The sequence below is a fragment of the Granulicella aggregans genome (assembly GCF_014203275.1).
GTDB lineage: Bacteria > Acidobacteriota > Terriglobia > Terriglobales > Acidobacteriaceae > Edaphobacter.
Window position 1 is genome coordinate 435815 of the sequence record NZ_JACHIP010000002.1, and the last position, 15047, is coordinate 450861.

The window sequence follows — 15047 nt, forward strand, 5'->3', positions numbered from 1 at the left end:
GACCCCGCCCGATAGAATGGAGGTTTGCAGCCAGTTGGGAGAGATTGAGTTTGGCATTGGTGAAGAATCCGGGTGCGGAAAAGCCGGGCAGGTTTGCCTGGCTGCGCATGTCGCAGACCCAGACCGCATTCTCTGCGACGCTGATCACGATGGCGTCAACCCTGCTATCCGGTCTTCTCGGCCTCGTCCGCACGGCGTATATCAACCGTACATTCGGGGCCGGCCCGGCGACCGACGCCTACAACGCAGCGTTCCAACTACCGGACATGCTGAGCTACTTCCTGGTCGGCGGCGTAGCCTCCATCTCGTTGATCACCATCCTCAACCGCTATCGGCAAAAAGGCGACGAGGCGGGTGCCGACCATGCCCTGCTCATCGTGCTCAACGGCGTCGCCGCGATATTGGGCGCAGCCATCCTCGCGGCGGAGATCTTCGCTCCGCTCTACACTCGCCTGGCCTTCCATGACTTCTCCCCGGAGAGCGCCGCGCTCTGCACTCGCCTCACCCGGATCATCCTTCCCGCGCAGCTCTTCTTCTTTGCGGGCGGTGTTCTGGGTTCGCGCCTGCTCGTGCGGAAAATCTTTCTCTACCAGGCCTTCGGGCCGCTGGTCTATAACCTTGGCATCATCCTTGGCGGCGTCCTCCTCTCGCGTTCCGTTGGCGTCGATTCGCTCGCTTATGGCGTTGTCGCGGGCATGGTGCTCGGTCCGGCAGGGTTTGCCGCGTTCGGAGCGTATCGTAACGGGTGGCGTTACAAATTTATTCTGGACCTTCGCCATCCCGTCTTCCGCGAATGGTTGAAACTGAGTGTCCCACTCATGGTGGGGGTCTCGTTGACCTACGCCGACAAGTGGATCGTCAACTACTATGCGGCATCGGTGCCGGGCAGCATCTCGAAGCTTAGCGTGGCCAAGAGCCTCTTCAACGCCCCGATGACTCTCCTTGGCTCCGCGGCCGGAGCCGCTTCCCTTCCCTTCTTCGCTTCACTCTTCGCGCAAGGCCGTTCGTGGGACTTCGCCAGCGCCGTCAATCGCTCGGTCTCGCGCGTCGTCGCGACGTCCCTCCTGGCGGGTGCGTGGATGATGGCACTCTCGATGCCCCTCATCGACCTCTTCCGCGGCGGCCGCTTCAGCCCCGCAGATGCCGCCGAGACCTCAGGCTATTTCACGATCTTTGCCATCTCTATCGCAGTCTGGTCGGCACAGGCTATCTACTCCCGCAGCTTCTACGCGGCGGGAAACACGCTCACCCCAGCCGTCGCGGGTTGGGCAGTGACGCTCATCTCCATCCCCATCTATGCCCTGCTCTTCCAGGGGATGGGTGTAGCCGGACTGGCCATCGCTTCAGACATCGGCATGGCCATCAGCGTGGTCACGCTGGCGATTCTTCTGCACCGATATCGCCTCGTTCACATTCAGGGGCTTGAGTACGCAGAGCTTGGAAAGGCCTTGCTGGCAAGCCTGCTCAGCTATGCCGGAGTTGCGGCCTGCCTGAGAGCGTTGAACCTGTCGCGAGGCCACCGTGCTGACTTTATTGCCATCGCTATTGGCACCATCGTCTGGGCTGTTATCAGCGGAGCAACGCTGCTTGCGACGAGGGCAAAACTTCCCGCGCAACTGCTTCGCAGAAAAAGTTAGACCAGCGGCGTCGCGTCGGCGAAGGTCTCAGCGGTAAGCGGCACAAACTGTTGGATACGCGCGTCGTAGTTGTCCACGCGGCCTGTTCCAATGTCGTATACCCAGCCGTGAACGCGAAGCTGCTTGTTGTGAATCGCGTCCGCTACCGAGGGATGGGTTAGTAAATTATCCAGTTGGGTGAGGACGTTCTCTCTCACCAGCGCGTCAAGTCGAACTTCAAGGGGAGCGTCCGGAACCTCGGCATCAACCGCGCGCAAGGCGGCATCCGAGTAGCGGAGCCATCGCGCTACTGCGGGGAGCTTCGTAAGATTCTGGGCACCGTTCAGGATCGCCGTCATCGCGCCGCAGCCTGAGTGACCGCAGATGACGATGTCGGGTATGCCCAGCACGGCGACTGCATACTCAATGCTGGCCGTAACGCCGCCGGGTTCGGTAGAGCTTGGAGGGACGATGTTTCCCGCGTTCCGCACGACGAAGAGCGATCCGGGGTCCTGCGCGGTAAAGATCTCGGGGACAACGCGAGAGTCAGCGCAGCCGATGAACATAGCCTGCGGCGACTGCGCGATCGCCAGTTCGCGATAGAGCGCCTCGCTGTTGGGCCGAACCTCACGCTGAAAGCGCAGGACGCCGTCGATGATGTGTTCCATGCGGATAACTTACCCTATTCATGCGACTGCTGGTTTAAGGGTCGTCCATCGCCTACTTGGCGTCTTCGTACTCTTCGTGCCAGGCCGTCTGGATGGCCTCGAGGATACCTTCGTTCGACTTCGCGGGGTCGCCCGCAAAGCCCGGAAGTTCGGTCACATAGCGGTGAAGATCGGTGAAGCGGACAGTGTAGGGATCGAGTTCGGGAAACTTCTCTTGAAGCTGGATACCGATTTCTAGGACATCGGTCCATGTAATTTCGCGGGGCATCGTTCTCTCCTGTGAGGTGGCTAAAGCTATGCCGACGGGGTGGAGGGTTTGCCCTCCTGCACGTAGTTGCGGTTCCACTTGGGAATCTCGACGACGTAAGTGCCAGGCTTTTCGATGACTGCCTGGCAGCCGAGGCGGCTGTTCAGTTGAATGTCCGCGGCCGTCTCCATGCGGTCGAGCTCCAGGTCTTCGGCTTCGCTGACGCCGCCGGCACCTTGCTTTACCCAGATATGGCAGGTCGTGCAGGCGCAGGCTCCGCCACAGGCGTGGTCGAGGAAGATGTCATAGTTCTCGGCAACATCGAGGAAGGACATCGGCAGGCCGTGGCCGTCGTACTCGAGAGAGCCAAAGGGGAATTCAACGGTCTTGCCTTCAGGCAGAAAGGTGACGCGCACCATGTCTTCGGCGGCGGGAGTGGCTAGATCTTCGGAACTCAGATAGTGAACTTCGGTTAAGGACATGTCCTAATCAGTTTAGTTCAGATGAGGCTCTGCCCGGAGGCTGAAGCCCATCTCCGCTGCAAGTTGACGCGTGAACGGCGGCATCCTATGGTTTGTTTGAACCTGTTCAACAGGTTGTGGGGTCCGAGTTGGAAGAGAAGAAGCTGAAGAAGTCGGAAGAGACGCGCATCCGGATCCTCGAGGCCGCTCTCTCGGTCTTTTGCGCGCGCGGGTTCGAGAAGGCTACTATGCGCGAGATTGCGACCGAAGCGGGCGTCGCAGTGGGAGCTGCCTATTACTACTTCGACTCGAAGGACGCGCTGGTGATGGCGTTCTACGAGCGTTCACACCGCGAGATGCAGGTGGAGATCGGCGCGGAACTGGACCACGCGAAGACGCTCGAGGCCCGTCTGCGCGTCATTCTCTCAAAGAAGTTCGCCTACTTCGAGCCAAACCGAAGCCTGCTCAGCGCACTGACCGCGCACACCGACCCACAGCATCCTTTGTCGCCTTTCTCGCAGGAGACGGCGATCATTCGGGATGAAGACGTCGCCACCTTCGAGCGCGCCGCGCATGAGAGTGGAGTGAAACTGCCGCCGAGCTTATCGCCCTACCTAGGCCGGCTGCTGTGGATGTACCAGATGGGGCTCATCCTCTTCTGGGTCTATGATCGCAGCCCTGAACAGAAGAAGACCATGGCGCTCTACGAGAAGACGCTGAAGATGCTGCTGGTGGCGTTGAAGATTGCCGGCGTTCCTCTCTTCCGGCCACTGCACAAGTTGGCGGGAGAGCTATTGGCGATTGTCTACGAAGATTGAGCCTTCTAGGTCCCACCCATCGCGGTGAACGTGCGATGGATGGGGCACCCGTACCTCAGTGGCTATTTGATATCGGCCTTGGCAAACGGATGCGGCGCAGTCGGGCCTTCGCCCATGTCTTCTCCGGCCGACGTCATCGTCTTGCCCTTCATCGCGCCCGAGACCGCCGAGTCCATCATCAGTTCGGCGAAGCGGCGGGTAGCCTTGTCCAACCGCTCGATGCCGGAGCGGATGGTTTTGTATTGGCCCCCGAGGACAGACGCCTTGAGCTCATCGACGGCAATCTTAATGGTCGCGATCTCATCGGAGCTAAGTTGCTGCCAGGCATCGTGCGAACGCCCCTTATCGACGGCTGTCAGGATGGTCTCTGCTTCGTTCTTTGCCTCGATCACCTGCCGCTCCTCGATGTCCTGCTCGGCGTTGTCGAACGAGGCAAGGATCATGTCTTCCACCTGCTCGTCGGTGAGGCCGTAGGTGGGCTTCACCTCGATCTCCGCCTGCTGGCCGCTGCGCTGTTCTCGCGCGCTGACATGCAGAATGCCGTTTGCATCGATGAGAAACTTCACCTCGATGCGCGGCAGTCCGGCCATCATCGGCGGAATGCCTTTGAGGTCAAAGCGCGCCAGTGAACGGCAGTCTTTGGCGAGCTCTCGCTCACCCTGGAGCACATGAATCGCGACGTTGGTCTGACCGTCCACGCCGGTGGTGTAGTGTTCGGTGGCACTCGCCGGGATGGTCGAGTTGCGCTGGATGATCTTCGAGACCACGCCACCGAGCGCCTCGATGCCAAGCGATAACGGTGTCACATCGAGCAGCAAAAGGTCTGCGGTCGCCGCCGACGAACTGCCGGAGAGTATCTGCGCCTGAACGGCAGCGCCGAGCGCGACGACTTCGTCGGGATTGAGATCGGTGTGCGGCTTCTTACCCCGCGGGGTGAGTTGGAAAAGGTCATCTACCAGCGCGCGAACAGCAGGAATTCGCGTCGATCCGCCGACCAGCACGACCTCATCGATCTGGTCAGGCGTCAGGCCTGAGTCCTTCAGAGCCTGCTTGCAAGGCGCGGCGGTACGAGCGATGACCTGCGCGGTGAGCTGCTCGAACTGAGCCCGGGTGATCTCGCGGGTGTAGGACTTGCCATTGGGAAGACTCACGTTGAGCCGTGCCGAGTCTTCAGTGGAGAGCCTGATCTTCGCCTCAATCACCGCCTTGCGAATCTCCTGGATGGTCTCGCCGCTGTGCAGCGTGTCGGGAGTCAGAGCGAGATCGGCGTCGCCTGCGATGTCATCGAGCGCGATGGCGATCAGCAGGTTGTCGATGTCGTCGCCGCCCAGGTGGGTGTCGCCGTTGGTGGCGATGACCTCGAAGATGCCCTCGTGAAGCTTGAGGATGGAGACGTCGAAGGTTCCGCCGCCGAAGTCGTAGACGGCGATGAGGCCGTCCTTCTGCTTATCGAGCCCGTAAGCAAGCGCCGCAGCGGTGGGCTCGTTGACGAGGCGGAGGACCTCGAGACCGGCGATACGGCCAGCATCCTTCGTCGCCTGGCGCTGTGCGTCGTTGAAGTACGCAGGGACGGTGATGACCGCCTTGGTCACCGGTGCACCGAAGAAGCGCTCAGCGTTCTTCTTGAGCTGCAGCAGGACGTAGGCGGAGATCTCTGGCGGCGTAAGCGAGAGGCCGCCAACGTTGAGCTTAAGGACTTCGCCCGGCTTCAGACCTTCGGCGAGCTTGAAGGGGAAGAGCTTGAGCTCTTCTTCGATGTCGGCGAGGTCGCGGCCCATCAAACGCTTGGCGGAGTAGACGGCGCTCGACGAGTCCGTAAGCAGCGTCGCGCGCGCCGCGTTACCAACAAGGAAGCCCTCGGCGGTCTGGTCGTTGAAGGCTACGACGGAGGGAACGAGCCGGTCGCCATCTTCTCCCGGGATGACCACGGGAGAGTCGCCCTGCATGAACGCAACGAGCGAGTTGGTGGTGCCGAGGTCTATGCCGACTACGCGGCCTGCTTGTGTTTCTTCTGCCATGGTTCTGAAGTTCCTTTTAACTTTCCGAGGCTTGCGCGCCGACGCTTCAGGCGCTACTTTGATTGTCGCATCGCATTGTCAGCCGGATGCGCTCGTTTATTGGATGTGAGAGGGGATCAGCATGGCTCAGTTCGCGAAGGATTGTCGATCAACCGTGATTCCAGCAATGCGCTACCGCGACTGCGTGGCCGCGATCGAGTGGCTGTGTACGGCGTTGGGATTTGAGAAACAGGCGGTGTACATGGGCGACGGAAATACGGTCATGCACGCGCAACTTACCTTCGGGAACGGCATGATCATGCTGGGGTCGGTCCAGAACGCCGGCGAATACGGCAACCATATCGTCCAACCCGATGAGATTGGCAAGAAGGAGACCCAGCATGCGTGCCTGATCGTAAGCGATGCGGACGCGATCTATGCGACCGCGAAGGCAGCCGGAGCGGAGATCGTGGGAGAGCTAAAGGAGATGGACTATGGCGGAAAGGCATTTTCGTGCCGCGACCCCGAAGGCCATCTGTGGAGCATCGGAACGTATGATCCGTGGGAGACGCCCGCAGGGTGACGTCTACTCCAGCGCCTCGTTGACGTCACGGACAAGATTGCGAAGGTAGCTGCGCTTGTTCAGCAGGACGACCATCCCGTCGCGGGCGGAGAGCTTCGCTGCCTCGTCGTGGACCTCGAGAGCGCTGTCCCATTTTGTCCAAAGTGCTTCAAGATCTTCCTGTGCCTGGACCATCTTCTCGTCGAAGGCGTCCTTTGCGGTCATCAGTTCGCGGCGAAGCTCAGGCTCGTCCTCGCCCATCTGCTTGTTGGCGCGCATCTCGGCCAACTGCATGTTCAGCTCGAAGACCTCCTCGAGCAGCTCGGGCGGGACGATTTGTTTCTTCTGCTCGCCGGTTGCGCGCGCAGCATCTGTAGCGGACTTTGACTGTTCCTCAAGCTGCACGCCCTCGAGCGTGAGCAGGTACTGGGTACGCGCGATGGGATCTTTAAGGGTGCGGTAGGCGTCATTCAGCAGCGAGGACTCCGCAAGCGCGGCCTCCTGCTCGACAGGTGACTTGCCCGCGAAACGGTCTGGATGCAGCTTCCGCGAGAGGACGTAGAACTGCTTCTCGAGGGCCGGAACGTCGATGTGGAGTTTGAGAGGGAGGCTGAAGAATTCGAAGTAGTTCATGCGGTCCGGCTACGTAGAGAAGGACGAGCCGCAGCCGCAGCTCTTCGTGGAATGCGGATTGATGAAGTTGAAGCCTTGGCGCATCAGCGTCTCTTCGTAGTCGAGCACCATGCCGTGAAGATAGATGAAGCTCTTCGGATCAACGAAGATGCGGATGTGCGGGGCGTCGGTCGCCGTCGGATCGAGGTGCGTCTGCGGGAACGCATACACGCGGTCACGATCACGGGGCTGGGTGTCGAAGCGGATGTTGTAGCTCAGGCCGGAGCAGCCTCCGCCCTGGATACCGACGCGCAGGCCACCCGCGTCCGGCGTGATGTTCTCCTTCGCCATAGCGACGCGGATGCGCTTGAGCGCGCGCGGCGTAAGCTGGATGCCCTTCTGGCCGGTCTGGCCCTCGGCGTCGAGGACAGTCTGTCCGGCGAGCGGATCAGCGGGTGCGGAGGCTCCCGGCTTGGGGGCGGAGGTTCCGGGTTGGAGGAGAGTTGTGGCCATAGTTTTGAATTCGGTGCTTCTGCCAGCCTACCTCAGCGGCTAAAGCCGCCCGCAGAGGTTGGTCTGGCACGGCTGAAGCCGTGCCCTTAAGCAAGACAGATGTCCGTCAAATGACGGACATCTGCGGAGTGAGAATTAGTGAGCTGCGACGGCTACTTCAGCGCCTTCGGCAACGTGGTTCTTCTTCTTCCAGTCGCCGATCGCCGCGCGGATCGCGTCTTCCGCGAGCACCGAGCAGTGGATCTTGACCGGAGGAAGCGCAAGCTCCTTGACGATATCGGTGTTCGAAATCGTCAGCGCCTCGGAGATGGTCTTGCCCTTCACCCATTCGGTGGCGAGCGAGCTGGAGGCGATGGCCGAGCCGCAGCCAAAGGTCTTGAACTTCGCGTCCTCGATGACCTGAGTTTCGGGGTTGACGCGGATCTGGAGGCGCATGACGTCGCCACACTCCGGCGCGCCGACGAGACCGGTGCCGACTTCGTCCGAGCTCTTGTCCATCTGGCCGACGTTGCGGGGATTGCTGTAGTGGTCGATTACCTTGTCGCTGTATGCCATGTTGTGTCTCCTGTGTCTCTTACTTTGATGTTACGGCGAAGAATGCGTCGCTTTGTAAATTCTTTCCGGGCGGCAGCGCAATTAGTGCGCTGCCCACTCGATCTTGCTCAGGTCAATTCCCTCTTTCACCATCTCGTACAGTGGCGAGAGCTCACGAAGCTTAATGACCGTCGTGATGAGCTTGTCGGCAACGTAGTCCACTTCCGCTTTCGTATTGAAGCGACCGAGGCCGAAGCGAATCGAACTGTGTGCAACATCGTCGCCAAGTCCAAGAGCCTTCAGCACATAGCTGGGTTCAAGCGTCGCCGAGGTGCAGGCCGAGCCCGAAGATACGGCGATGTCGTTGATGCCCATCAGCAGGCTCTCGCCCTCGACATAGACGAAGCTCATGTTCAGGTTACCGGGAAGGTGGTGGTCCATGTTGCCGTTGACGTGGACGTAGTCCAGCGCGTTCTCGAACTTGGCCTTCATGTAGTCACGAAGTTCCGTGAGGCGCTTCGATTCGGCTTCCATCTCTTCACCGGCGATCTCGCAGGCCTTGCCCAGGCCGACGATGCCGGGAACATTCAAGGTGCCCGAACGCATGCCGCGCTCGTGACCGCCGCCGTTGATCTGCTCGGTCAACTGAACGCGGGGATTGCGGCGGCGAACGTACAGAGCGCCAACGCCCTTGGGCCCGTAGATCTTGTGCGCGGTCAGCGAGAGCAGGTCGATGTTCTCTGCCTGCACGTTGACTGGAACCTTGCCGACTGCCTGAACGCCGTCTGTATGGAAGATTACGTTCTTCTCGTGGCAGAGCTTGCCGATCTCGGCGATGGGCTGGATGACGCCAATCTCGTTGTTCGCGTACATGATGCTGACGAGGATGGTCTTGTCCGTCATCGCGGCCTTCAGGTCATCGAGCGAGATCAGCCCGTCGGGCTGGACCTGCAGATAGGTGACCTCGAAGCCCTCTTTTTCGAGGCGCTTGCAGGTGTCGAGCACAGCCTTGTGCTCGGTCGCCTGGGTGATGATGTGGTTGCCGCGCTCCTTGTACATCTGCGCGACGCCCTTGATGGCAAGATTGTTCGACTCGGTCGCGCCGGAGGTGAAGATGATCTCCTTAGCGGTCGCGCCGATCAGCTTTGCGATCTGTTCGCGCGCCTTCTCGACAGCAGCTTCAGCTTCCCAGCCGAAGGCGTGGTTGCGGCTGGCGGCATTGCCGTAGACGCCGGTGAAGTACGGCAGCATCGCTTCGAGAACGCGCGGGTCCATCGACGTGGTCGCGTGGTTGTCCATGTAGAGGGGAAGGTGTACACCCTCGGGTAGTGGAGTCTTGCTCTCTGCAACGATCAAATCTGTACCAAATGCCTGTGCGCTCATACTGAAACTTCCCCTTTTTGCCTACAAATCTCTAAATATCTTGTTGTCGCCTAAAGCGCGATACTGATCAGCCCGCCGCCAACGGCAGTCTCAGTACCCGGTCGGCTCTCCGATGTCTCGATCAAATCAGAGATGCGGATTCCGCTCAACAGGTCTTTGATGCTGTCGTTTACTTTGCGGAGCGGTTCTTTGATGGTGCAGTGACTGGTTAGGTCGCACGCTCCGTGGATCGTGATGCAACTCGTAATAAACAGCGGCCCGTCGATAGCCCGGATCACCTCAAACGCCGTGATCTGCGACGCCGGCCTTGCCAGCGCATAACCGCCGTTCGTCCCGGCGTGCGAGACCAGGATTCCGGCCTTTGCCAGCGTCTGAAGGATCTTCGCCAACAACTGCGGAGGGATGTGGTACGCCTCTGCGATGTCCTTTGCCGACTGAGCCAGGCTGACATGCGCATCCGGCTCCGCAGCCGGCACTGGGCCCGCCTGCTCGGCAAGATACTTCAGAGCCATCAGGCCATAGTCGGCTTTTTTTGTCAGACGAAGCATACGGTTTTTGTGCCCTAATCCGGTTGTTGGCCGGCAAATCACAACTCAATTTCCAGCTCAATCCCGACCGTTAAGGTCTGGATTGTACAACCTAAGTGTAAGCCCAGATTTTCTCCGATGCAACCGGCTTCCGAAGATGCTGAGAAGGCTCCCGTAAGCGCGTTCTCCGAGGGTCGAGCGTCCCTGAGCTTTCTATGCGGTACATAAGCTGAGGTCTTCACAAAAAACTGCATTGACACGCTTGCCGGGCCGGGTGAGAATCTTCCCATTCCGCCCATAACGCCCATCCCCGCGAAGTGCAGACATCCACAAGTGCGCGTCGTCGCGCGCGATGAGGACACCGAGTTTGTCGAGTGCCAGCACTGCGGCGAGGTCTTCGACGCCATCGAATACCGCGACATGATGCTCGAAGAGGAAGAACAGAAGCGGGCGGCTGAAGAGACGGCGGACTCCGCCTAAGATTCCTTCTAGGACGCGACCCGGTCGGTAGAGCCGGAAGGATCGGCACCTTCCACAGCTGAGATCTGGGCGAGACCAGTTTTCGGCGCACTCCGACGTGGGGGATCTTCTGCCGAATGAAGCCTCTGAATGACGATCCAGGCATATTGCGCTGCGGAGAGCGGAGCCAGGAACGCGATCGACCGAACCAGGGTGGCGTTCAGCGTCGTAAATTGATGGCTTGAGAACGCCTTTTCGCCCAGAATCGTCAGCAGAGCCACGATCTGGACCAGCGTATTCAGCTTCCCAAAGAGGCTTGGGCGGAAGTCGCGAAGTGTATGGGTCGCGAAGAGCAGCGTGGCGATCAGCAAGATCCCGAAGTCCCGGCTGAAGACAAGCACTGTCACATATCTCGGAATGATGCCGACATGCGTCAGAACGAGAAAGAGCGTGCTCAGCAGCAGTTTGTCGGCGATCGGGTCGAGATAGAGGCCAAGCGTCGTCTTCTGGTCGAGCCAACGCGCCAGCAGCCCATCGAAGCCGTCGCTGATCCCGGCCAGGATGAACAGCGCGAAGGCGACGCCGAAGTTCCCATCCAAGATCTCGATGACGATGAAGGGGATGGTAAAGAGCCGAACCATCGTAAGAAGGTTGGGCGCGGCGCGGAACTGGGCAAGGAAGGCCACGGCTGGATAGCCAATCTTAGCGTATCGGACGATTCCGCCTCATCGCTTCTCGATGCATCCGGTCGCGGCCTGTTCCCGGAGCCGCAACCACGCCAGCAAGGCAAACGGCGTCAGGACGAGAAGAGAGACCGTATAGCAGACATCGCGGACGTCCGCCGATCGCCAGATGCGGCCAGAAGCGTCCGCCACGGCAAGCGGAGTGGCAGCCAGCGGCCGGATGAGCAGATTCCCCAGGGCGCAGACCGCGTACATCGCGATCGGGGCGCGCCAAAAACCGAGCGAGATCGGTGCGGGGGGCGGACGGGAGCGGAGATAGACCGCGAAGGCGAGAAAGAATAGAAACGCCGTCAGGTACCACCCGCGGAAGTTGCTGACCGGGACGCCAAAGAACGCGCCACCGTCCTCCCATATCCAGGCACGGTCGATCGTCGCCCACTGCGGATCCATCGAAAGGTCCCACGCAAGCATGATGAAGCTGGCGAGCATCGGAGCCGAGAAAATCCGAGTTCCCCGGAGCGGGGTGTCCTGGTAGCGCAGGATCAATAGGGCCAGAATCCATGAGCAATAGCCAATGCCCAGGTACGCGAGCGCCAGCAGAAACGGCAGACCAAAGAGCTTCGGCCCCATCACGCCGGTGAAGTGGTAGCGCCCAAAGGGAAAGCCGGTCCGTAGACTTAGGCTCTCGAAGAGAGCAGCTGTTCCCAGGCAGATGGCAGTGAACGCGAGCACACCCCGGCGGCCATACAAGCCGCCGCCGTGGATCATCGCCAGCAGAGCGGGCGGAATGACATGCAGAAGGACGATGAGCAGAATGGGGAGCGAGTCGGCGTAGATCTGGCAGACTCGGGCAGCCGCATAGACCGCAATCGCGGCCCACAGACCGAACGCCACCCATCGGTTCGCGGAGATCTCTGGCGCCATTCGATCCTCAGCCCATTCTAAAATGCTGGGAGATGGCCCGAGCCATGGATTCCTCACCCACCTTGGTTGCCCTTTGGCCAGCTTCCATTTAGACTGAAATGACGCACGCAGGCGCGTAGCTCAGTTGGTTAGAGCGCTACCTTGACACGGTAGAGGTCTCCGGTTCGAATCCGGACGTGCCTACCACTTCCACAGCCATTATCTCCCGATTTATCTGGAAATGCGGCTTGTTTGCTGGAAGGCCCTGCGACGATATCGTCAAGTTTGGAACACGGAGTCAGTCATGGCACAAAAATGTGATCTTTGCGGCAAAGGCCCGCAGTTTGGCAACAACATCTCGCACGCCCACAACACGACCCGCCGTCGCTGGAACGTAAACCTGCAGCCCGTCCGGGCCGTGACCAACGGCATCAGCAAGCGTTTGCGCGTATGCACCGGCTGCATCAAGACCGGCAAAGTCGTAAAGGGCTAAGCTCCACAGAAATTAGCTGCAAATGAAAGTGCCCCAGCCGCGATGATGGCGACTGGGGCTTTTCGTGTTTATCTCGTCCTGCTGAGGTCCTGACCAAATCGCTGGCCAGGCGTTCTAATTAGGATGGTTCATCTCTTTATTCATCGTCTCCAAATCCAGACAGAGACCCAAGCGAGTACGTCCATGCCTAGCCTCCGTCGACTGATACAAAGAGTCGCCGTCCTCATCCTTACAGCGCTCAAATCGATGAGGAGTGTCTCCGCATGAGCCTCGCATGGCTGGTTGTGATCGTGCTACCCAAGCTCAACCCTTTCTTCATACCCACGACAGCAGTCGATCAGTTGCATCACAGCCCCGATCTAATCCTGGGTGTGCTTCTGCTTTCGCTTGCCATCGCTTTCGTGTCGCTATGGCTTACAGCGCGGGATTTTCGCGTCTTCGGGACACTCGCGCTGTACTACGGGCTGCTTGGATGCGAGTTAACAGCGGAGTATGCCGGTGCCGATCCGCTTGACTGGACCCTACGGGCCTTTGCCGTCGCGGTGATCGCCGAGGTGGCGGGGCAGGCCCTGGCCATCGCCAACACAAGATGGACGAGACTCTTCTGGCCTTTTTACGTCTTAGTCCTTCTGGGTGCGTGGGTCCCGTCGCTGGCGGCCTTCAGGGACCTTGCCCTAGTCTCGGAGATTCCGCTTGCGGTCCTGATCTATCAGGGCTTTCGCCACGGTAACCGGCGCGAGCGGATGATCGCCGCAGCGTTTGCCCTGCACTTCATCGTACGGATTACGGTAGTTCCCGCTGCACAGCGGTTTACGGGGTGGAGCAATCTCATTGTCATCGGCGATTGGCGATGGAAGCGCACCGCCTTGACGTTGACGATCCTGGGTGTGACGACGCTAGCAATCTTTGTCCGGGCGCTGATCCAGGATCGCCGGGACAAACTTCGGCTGGTGACCGAAATCGAGGCGGCGCGGGCGATTCAGCAGGTGCTTATTCCCGAGGTGATGCCGGCTGTACCGGGATTCAAGATCCACTCGGTATACCGTCCCTTCGGAGAGGTGGGCGGCGACTTCTTTCAGATCTTGCCCCTGCGCGAAGGCCGGGCGCTGATCGCCATTGGCGACGTAAGCGGAAAGGGAGTGCCCGCCGCCCTGCAGGTCTCTTTGCTGGTAGGGATGTTGCGCGCAATGGTGGAGTATACCGACAGTCCCGCAGCCATTCTTGCTGCCTTGAACCGGCACATGATGGGCAGGAGCAATGGCGGCTTCACAACATGTCTGCTCTTGCGGACGAACGCCGATGGACAGATGATCGTGGCCAACGCAGGCCATATCGCGCCGTACTGCGGCGGTGAGGAACTGAGTGTGGAAAATGGCCTGCCGCTTGGACTCGCCGCGAGCGCTGAGTATGAAGAGTCCGCCTTTACGCTTGAAAGCCACCATCAACTTACGCTGACAACGGACGGAATCGTCGAAGCGCGATCGAAGACCGGCGAACTCTATGGCTTCGACCGGACCGCCGCCATCAGCACCCAATCGGCCGAAGCCATCGCAGCCGCCGCGCAGGCTTTCGGGCAGGACGACGACATCACCGTATCGACCCTCACCCTTCAAGGGTGAGGGTGAAACGATCCCTCCACATCGGCCGCCAGGAGGGGTCAGGCGGGTCGCCACGGCCCAGGGCTTATTTCCCTTCAAACGCCAGCGAAGCGCTATTGATGCAATAGCGCAATCCGGTCGGCTTCGGGCCATCCGGGAAGACGTGTCCCAGATGCGCTCCGCAAGTCGCGCAATCGACCTCGACCCGCCTCATGCCATGCGAGTTATCTTCGGTGGCAACAATCGCGTCCGCGTCTACCGGCAGCCAGAAGCTGGGCCATCCACTGCCTGACTCGAACTTCTTGTCCGAAGTGAACAGCGGAGCGTTACAGGCTCCGCAGTGATAGATGCCATCGGCGTGGTTGTTCACCAGCGCCCCGGAGAACGCGCGCTCGGTTCCCTTCTGGCGCATGATGTTGAACTGCTCTGGCGTCAGCAGTTCGCGCCACTCGGCCTCAGTCTTGTGAATCTTCTCGCGTTTTGTCGTTTCAATTGTCTCGGACATGGTTTGTCTCCTCGTTCTATTAGACGTGTGGTGTGAACCCCGCGATTCGCGGCGCTAGTTTACCGCGACCACCTCAACCTCGACCAGGGAGTCCTTCGGCAGCCGCGCCACCTCCACCGTCGAGCGGGCAGGAGGCACGACGCCTTCGGGCGCAAGATACTTTGCGTAGATCGCGTTCATCGCCGCGAAGTCGTTCATGCTCTTTAGAAACACCGTCGTCTTCACCACGTGTACGAAGTCGATGCCCGCCTTTGCCAGCACCGCCTTGATGTTCTCCATCACCTGCGTCGTCTGCTCGGTGATACCGCCCGCCACAAGGTTGCCGGTCTTCGGATCGATCGGGATCTGCCCCGAAGCGAACAACATGTCTCCCACGCGAACCGCCTGCGAGTAAGGGCCGATGGCGGCTGGAGCGTCGGCGGTGGAAATTGCGGTCTTCGTGTTCGTGGGCATTCTTGGGTCTCCTCG

19 protein-coding genes and 1 tRNA gene are annotated in these 15047 nt (G+C 60.0%); 7 read left to right on the plus strand and 13 right to left on the minus strand.

Annotated features, from left to right (window positions below):
* Positions 1-59 precede the first annotated feature (59 nt).
* The gene (gene murJ, locus HDF16_RS07280; RefSeq protein WP_348641287.1) at positions 60-1637 is read left to right on the plus strand and encodes a murein biosynthesis integral membrane protein MurJ; all 1578 of its coding nucleotides are present in this window, start codon (positions 60-62) and stop codon (positions 1635-1637) included.
* Here the strand turns inward: murJ and HDF16_RS07285 are convergent.
* Genes HDF16_RS07285 through HDF16_RS07295 form a run of 3 tightly spaced genes read right to left on the minus strand, consistent with a single transcriptional unit; the run spans position 1634 to position 3013 of the window.
* Positions 1634-2284, minus strand: coding sequence for a carbonic anhydrase (locus HDF16_RS07285; RefSeq protein WP_184214984.1), 651 nt, complete (start codon positions 2282-2284; stop codon positions 1634-1636). The two genes, murJ and HDF16_RS07285, sit on opposite strands and share 4 nt — an antisense overlap.
* A gap of 52 nt (positions 2285-2336) precedes the next feature.
* The gene (iscX, locus tag HDF16_RS07290) at positions 2337-2552 is read right to left on the minus strand and encodes a Fe-S cluster assembly protein IscX (protein ID WP_184214987.1); all 216 of its coding nucleotides are present in this window, start codon (positions 2550-2552) and stop codon (positions 2337-2339) included.
* A 26-nt stretch (positions 2553-2578) separates the two neighbouring features.
* Positions 2579-3013 (minus strand): 2Fe-2S iron-sulfur cluster-binding protein, encoded by a 435-nt coding sequence (locus tag HDF16_RS07295; RefSeq protein ID WP_246408834.1) that lies wholly within the window; start codon positions 3011-3013, stop codon positions 2579-2581.
* 92 nt (positions 3014-3105) lie between these two features.
* Between HDF16_RS07295 and HDF16_RS07300 the strand changes: the two genes are divergently transcribed.
* Entirely contained in the window at positions 3106-3810 is a 705-nt protein-coding gene (locus HDF16_RS07300; RefSeq protein ID WP_221312582.1) for a TetR/AcrR family transcriptional regulator, read from the plus strand.
* A gap of 62 nt (positions 3811-3872) precedes the next feature.
* Here the strand turns inward: HDF16_RS07300 and hscA are convergent, their stop codons facing one another.
* Positions 3873-5828: a Fe-S protein assembly chaperone HscA gene (gene hscA / locus HDF16_RS07305; protein WP_184214990.1), complete on the minus strand. Its 1956-nt coding sequence runs from the start codon at positions 5826-5828 to the stop codon at positions 3873-3875.
* A gap of 154 nt (positions 5829-5982) precedes the next feature.
* Here hscA and HDF16_RS07310 point away from each other — a divergent pair, with 154 nt between their 5' ends.
* On the plus strand, positions 5983-6390 hold the full coding sequence (locus tag HDF16_RS07310; RefSeq protein ID WP_348641267.1) for a VOC family protein: 408 nt from the start codon (positions 5983-5985) through the stop codon (positions 6388-6390).
* Positions 6391-6393: 3 nt separating this feature from the next.
* Here the strand turns inward: HDF16_RS07310 and hscB are convergent, their stop codons facing one another.
* From hscB to HDF16_RS07335, 5 genes are all read right to left on the minus strand, one after another.
* Positions 6394-7002, minus strand: a complete 609-nt coding sequence (gene hscB, locus HDF16_RS07315) for a Fe-S protein assembly co-chaperone HscB (RefSeq protein WP_184214995.1) — start codon at positions 7000-7002, stop codon at positions 6394-6396.
* Between the two features lie 9 nt (positions 7003-7011).
* A complete protein-coding gene (locus tag HDF16_RS07320) occupies positions 7012-7494 on the minus strand; it encodes a HesB/IscA family protein (protein WP_184214998.1) in 483 nt (160 codons plus the stop codon).
* Between the two features lie 135 nt (positions 7495-7629).
* Positions 7630-8049 carry a Fe-S cluster assembly scaffold IscU gene (gene iscU, locus HDF16_RS07325; RefSeq protein ID WP_184215001.1) on the minus strand — a complete coding sequence of 140 codons (420 nt, stop codon included), beginning with the start codon at positions 8047-8049 and terminating at the stop codon, positions 7630-7632.
* A gap of 81 nt (positions 8050-8130) precedes the next feature.
* A complete protein-coding gene (locus HDF16_RS07330) occupies positions 8131-9411 on the minus strand; it encodes an IscS subfamily cysteine desulfurase (RefSeq protein ID WP_184215004.1) in 1281 nt (426 codons plus the stop codon).
* Between the two features lie 50 nt (positions 9412-9461).
* Positions 9462-9959: an RrF2 family transcriptional regulator gene (locus HDF16_RS07335; RefSeq protein ID WP_184215007.1), complete on the minus strand. Its 498-nt coding sequence runs from the start codon at positions 9957-9959 to the stop codon at positions 9462-9464.
* Positions 9960-10271: 312 nt separating this feature from the next.
* On the opposite strand from HDF16_RS07335, the gene HDF16_RS07340 reads away from it, so the two are divergent.
* On the plus strand, positions 10272-10418 hold the full coding sequence (locus HDF16_RS07340) for a hypothetical protein (protein WP_184215010.1): 147 nt from the start codon (positions 10272-10274) through the stop codon (positions 10416-10418).
* Positions 10419-10426: 8 nt separating this feature from the next.
* Here the strand turns inward: HDF16_RS07340 and HDF16_RS07345 are convergent, their stop codons facing one another.
* Positions 10427-11083, minus strand: a complete 657-nt coding sequence (locus HDF16_RS07345) for a CDP-alcohol phosphatidyltransferase family protein (RefSeq protein WP_184215013.1) — start codon at positions 11081-11083, stop codon at positions 10427-10429.
* 39 nt (positions 11084-11122) lie between these two features.
* Entirely contained in the window at positions 11123-12004 is an 882-nt protein-coding gene (locus HDF16_RS07350) for a carotenoid biosynthesis protein (RefSeq protein ID WP_184215016.1), read from the minus strand.
* A 109-nt stretch (positions 12005-12113) separates the two neighbouring features.
* Between HDF16_RS07350 and HDF16_RS07355 the strand changes: the two genes are divergently transcribed.
* From HDF16_RS07355 to HDF16_RS07365, 3 genes are all read left to right on the plus strand, one after another.
* A tRNA-Val gene (locus HDF16_RS07355) sits at positions 12114-12190 on the plus strand.
* Between the two features lie 97 nt (positions 12191-12287).
* Positions 12288-12476, plus strand: coding sequence for a 50S ribosomal protein L28 (rpmB, locus tag HDF16_RS07360; RefSeq protein WP_184215019.1), 189 nt, complete (start codon positions 12288-12290; stop codon positions 12474-12476).
* Positions 12477-12739: 263 nt separating this feature from the next.
* Complete coding sequence (locus tag HDF16_RS07365) at positions 12740-14095, plus strand: PP2C family protein-serine/threonine phosphatase (protein WP_184215022.1); 1356 nt, start codon at positions 12740-12742, stop codon at positions 14093-14095.
* 64 nt (positions 14096-14159) lie between these two features.
* On the opposite strand, the gene msrB is transcribed toward HDF16_RS07365, so the two are convergent.
* A complete protein-coding gene (msrB, locus tag HDF16_RS07370; RefSeq protein ID WP_184215025.1) occupies positions 14160-14579 on the minus strand; it encodes a peptide-methionine (R)-S-oxide reductase MsrB in 420 nt (139 codons plus the stop codon).
* 54 nt (positions 14580-14633) lie between these two features.
* Positions 14634-15032, minus strand: coding sequence for a RidA family protein (locus HDF16_RS07375; RefSeq protein WP_184215029.1), 399 nt, complete (start codon positions 15030-15032; stop codon positions 14634-14636).
* Between the last annotated feature and the right edge of the window lie 15 nt (positions 15033-15047).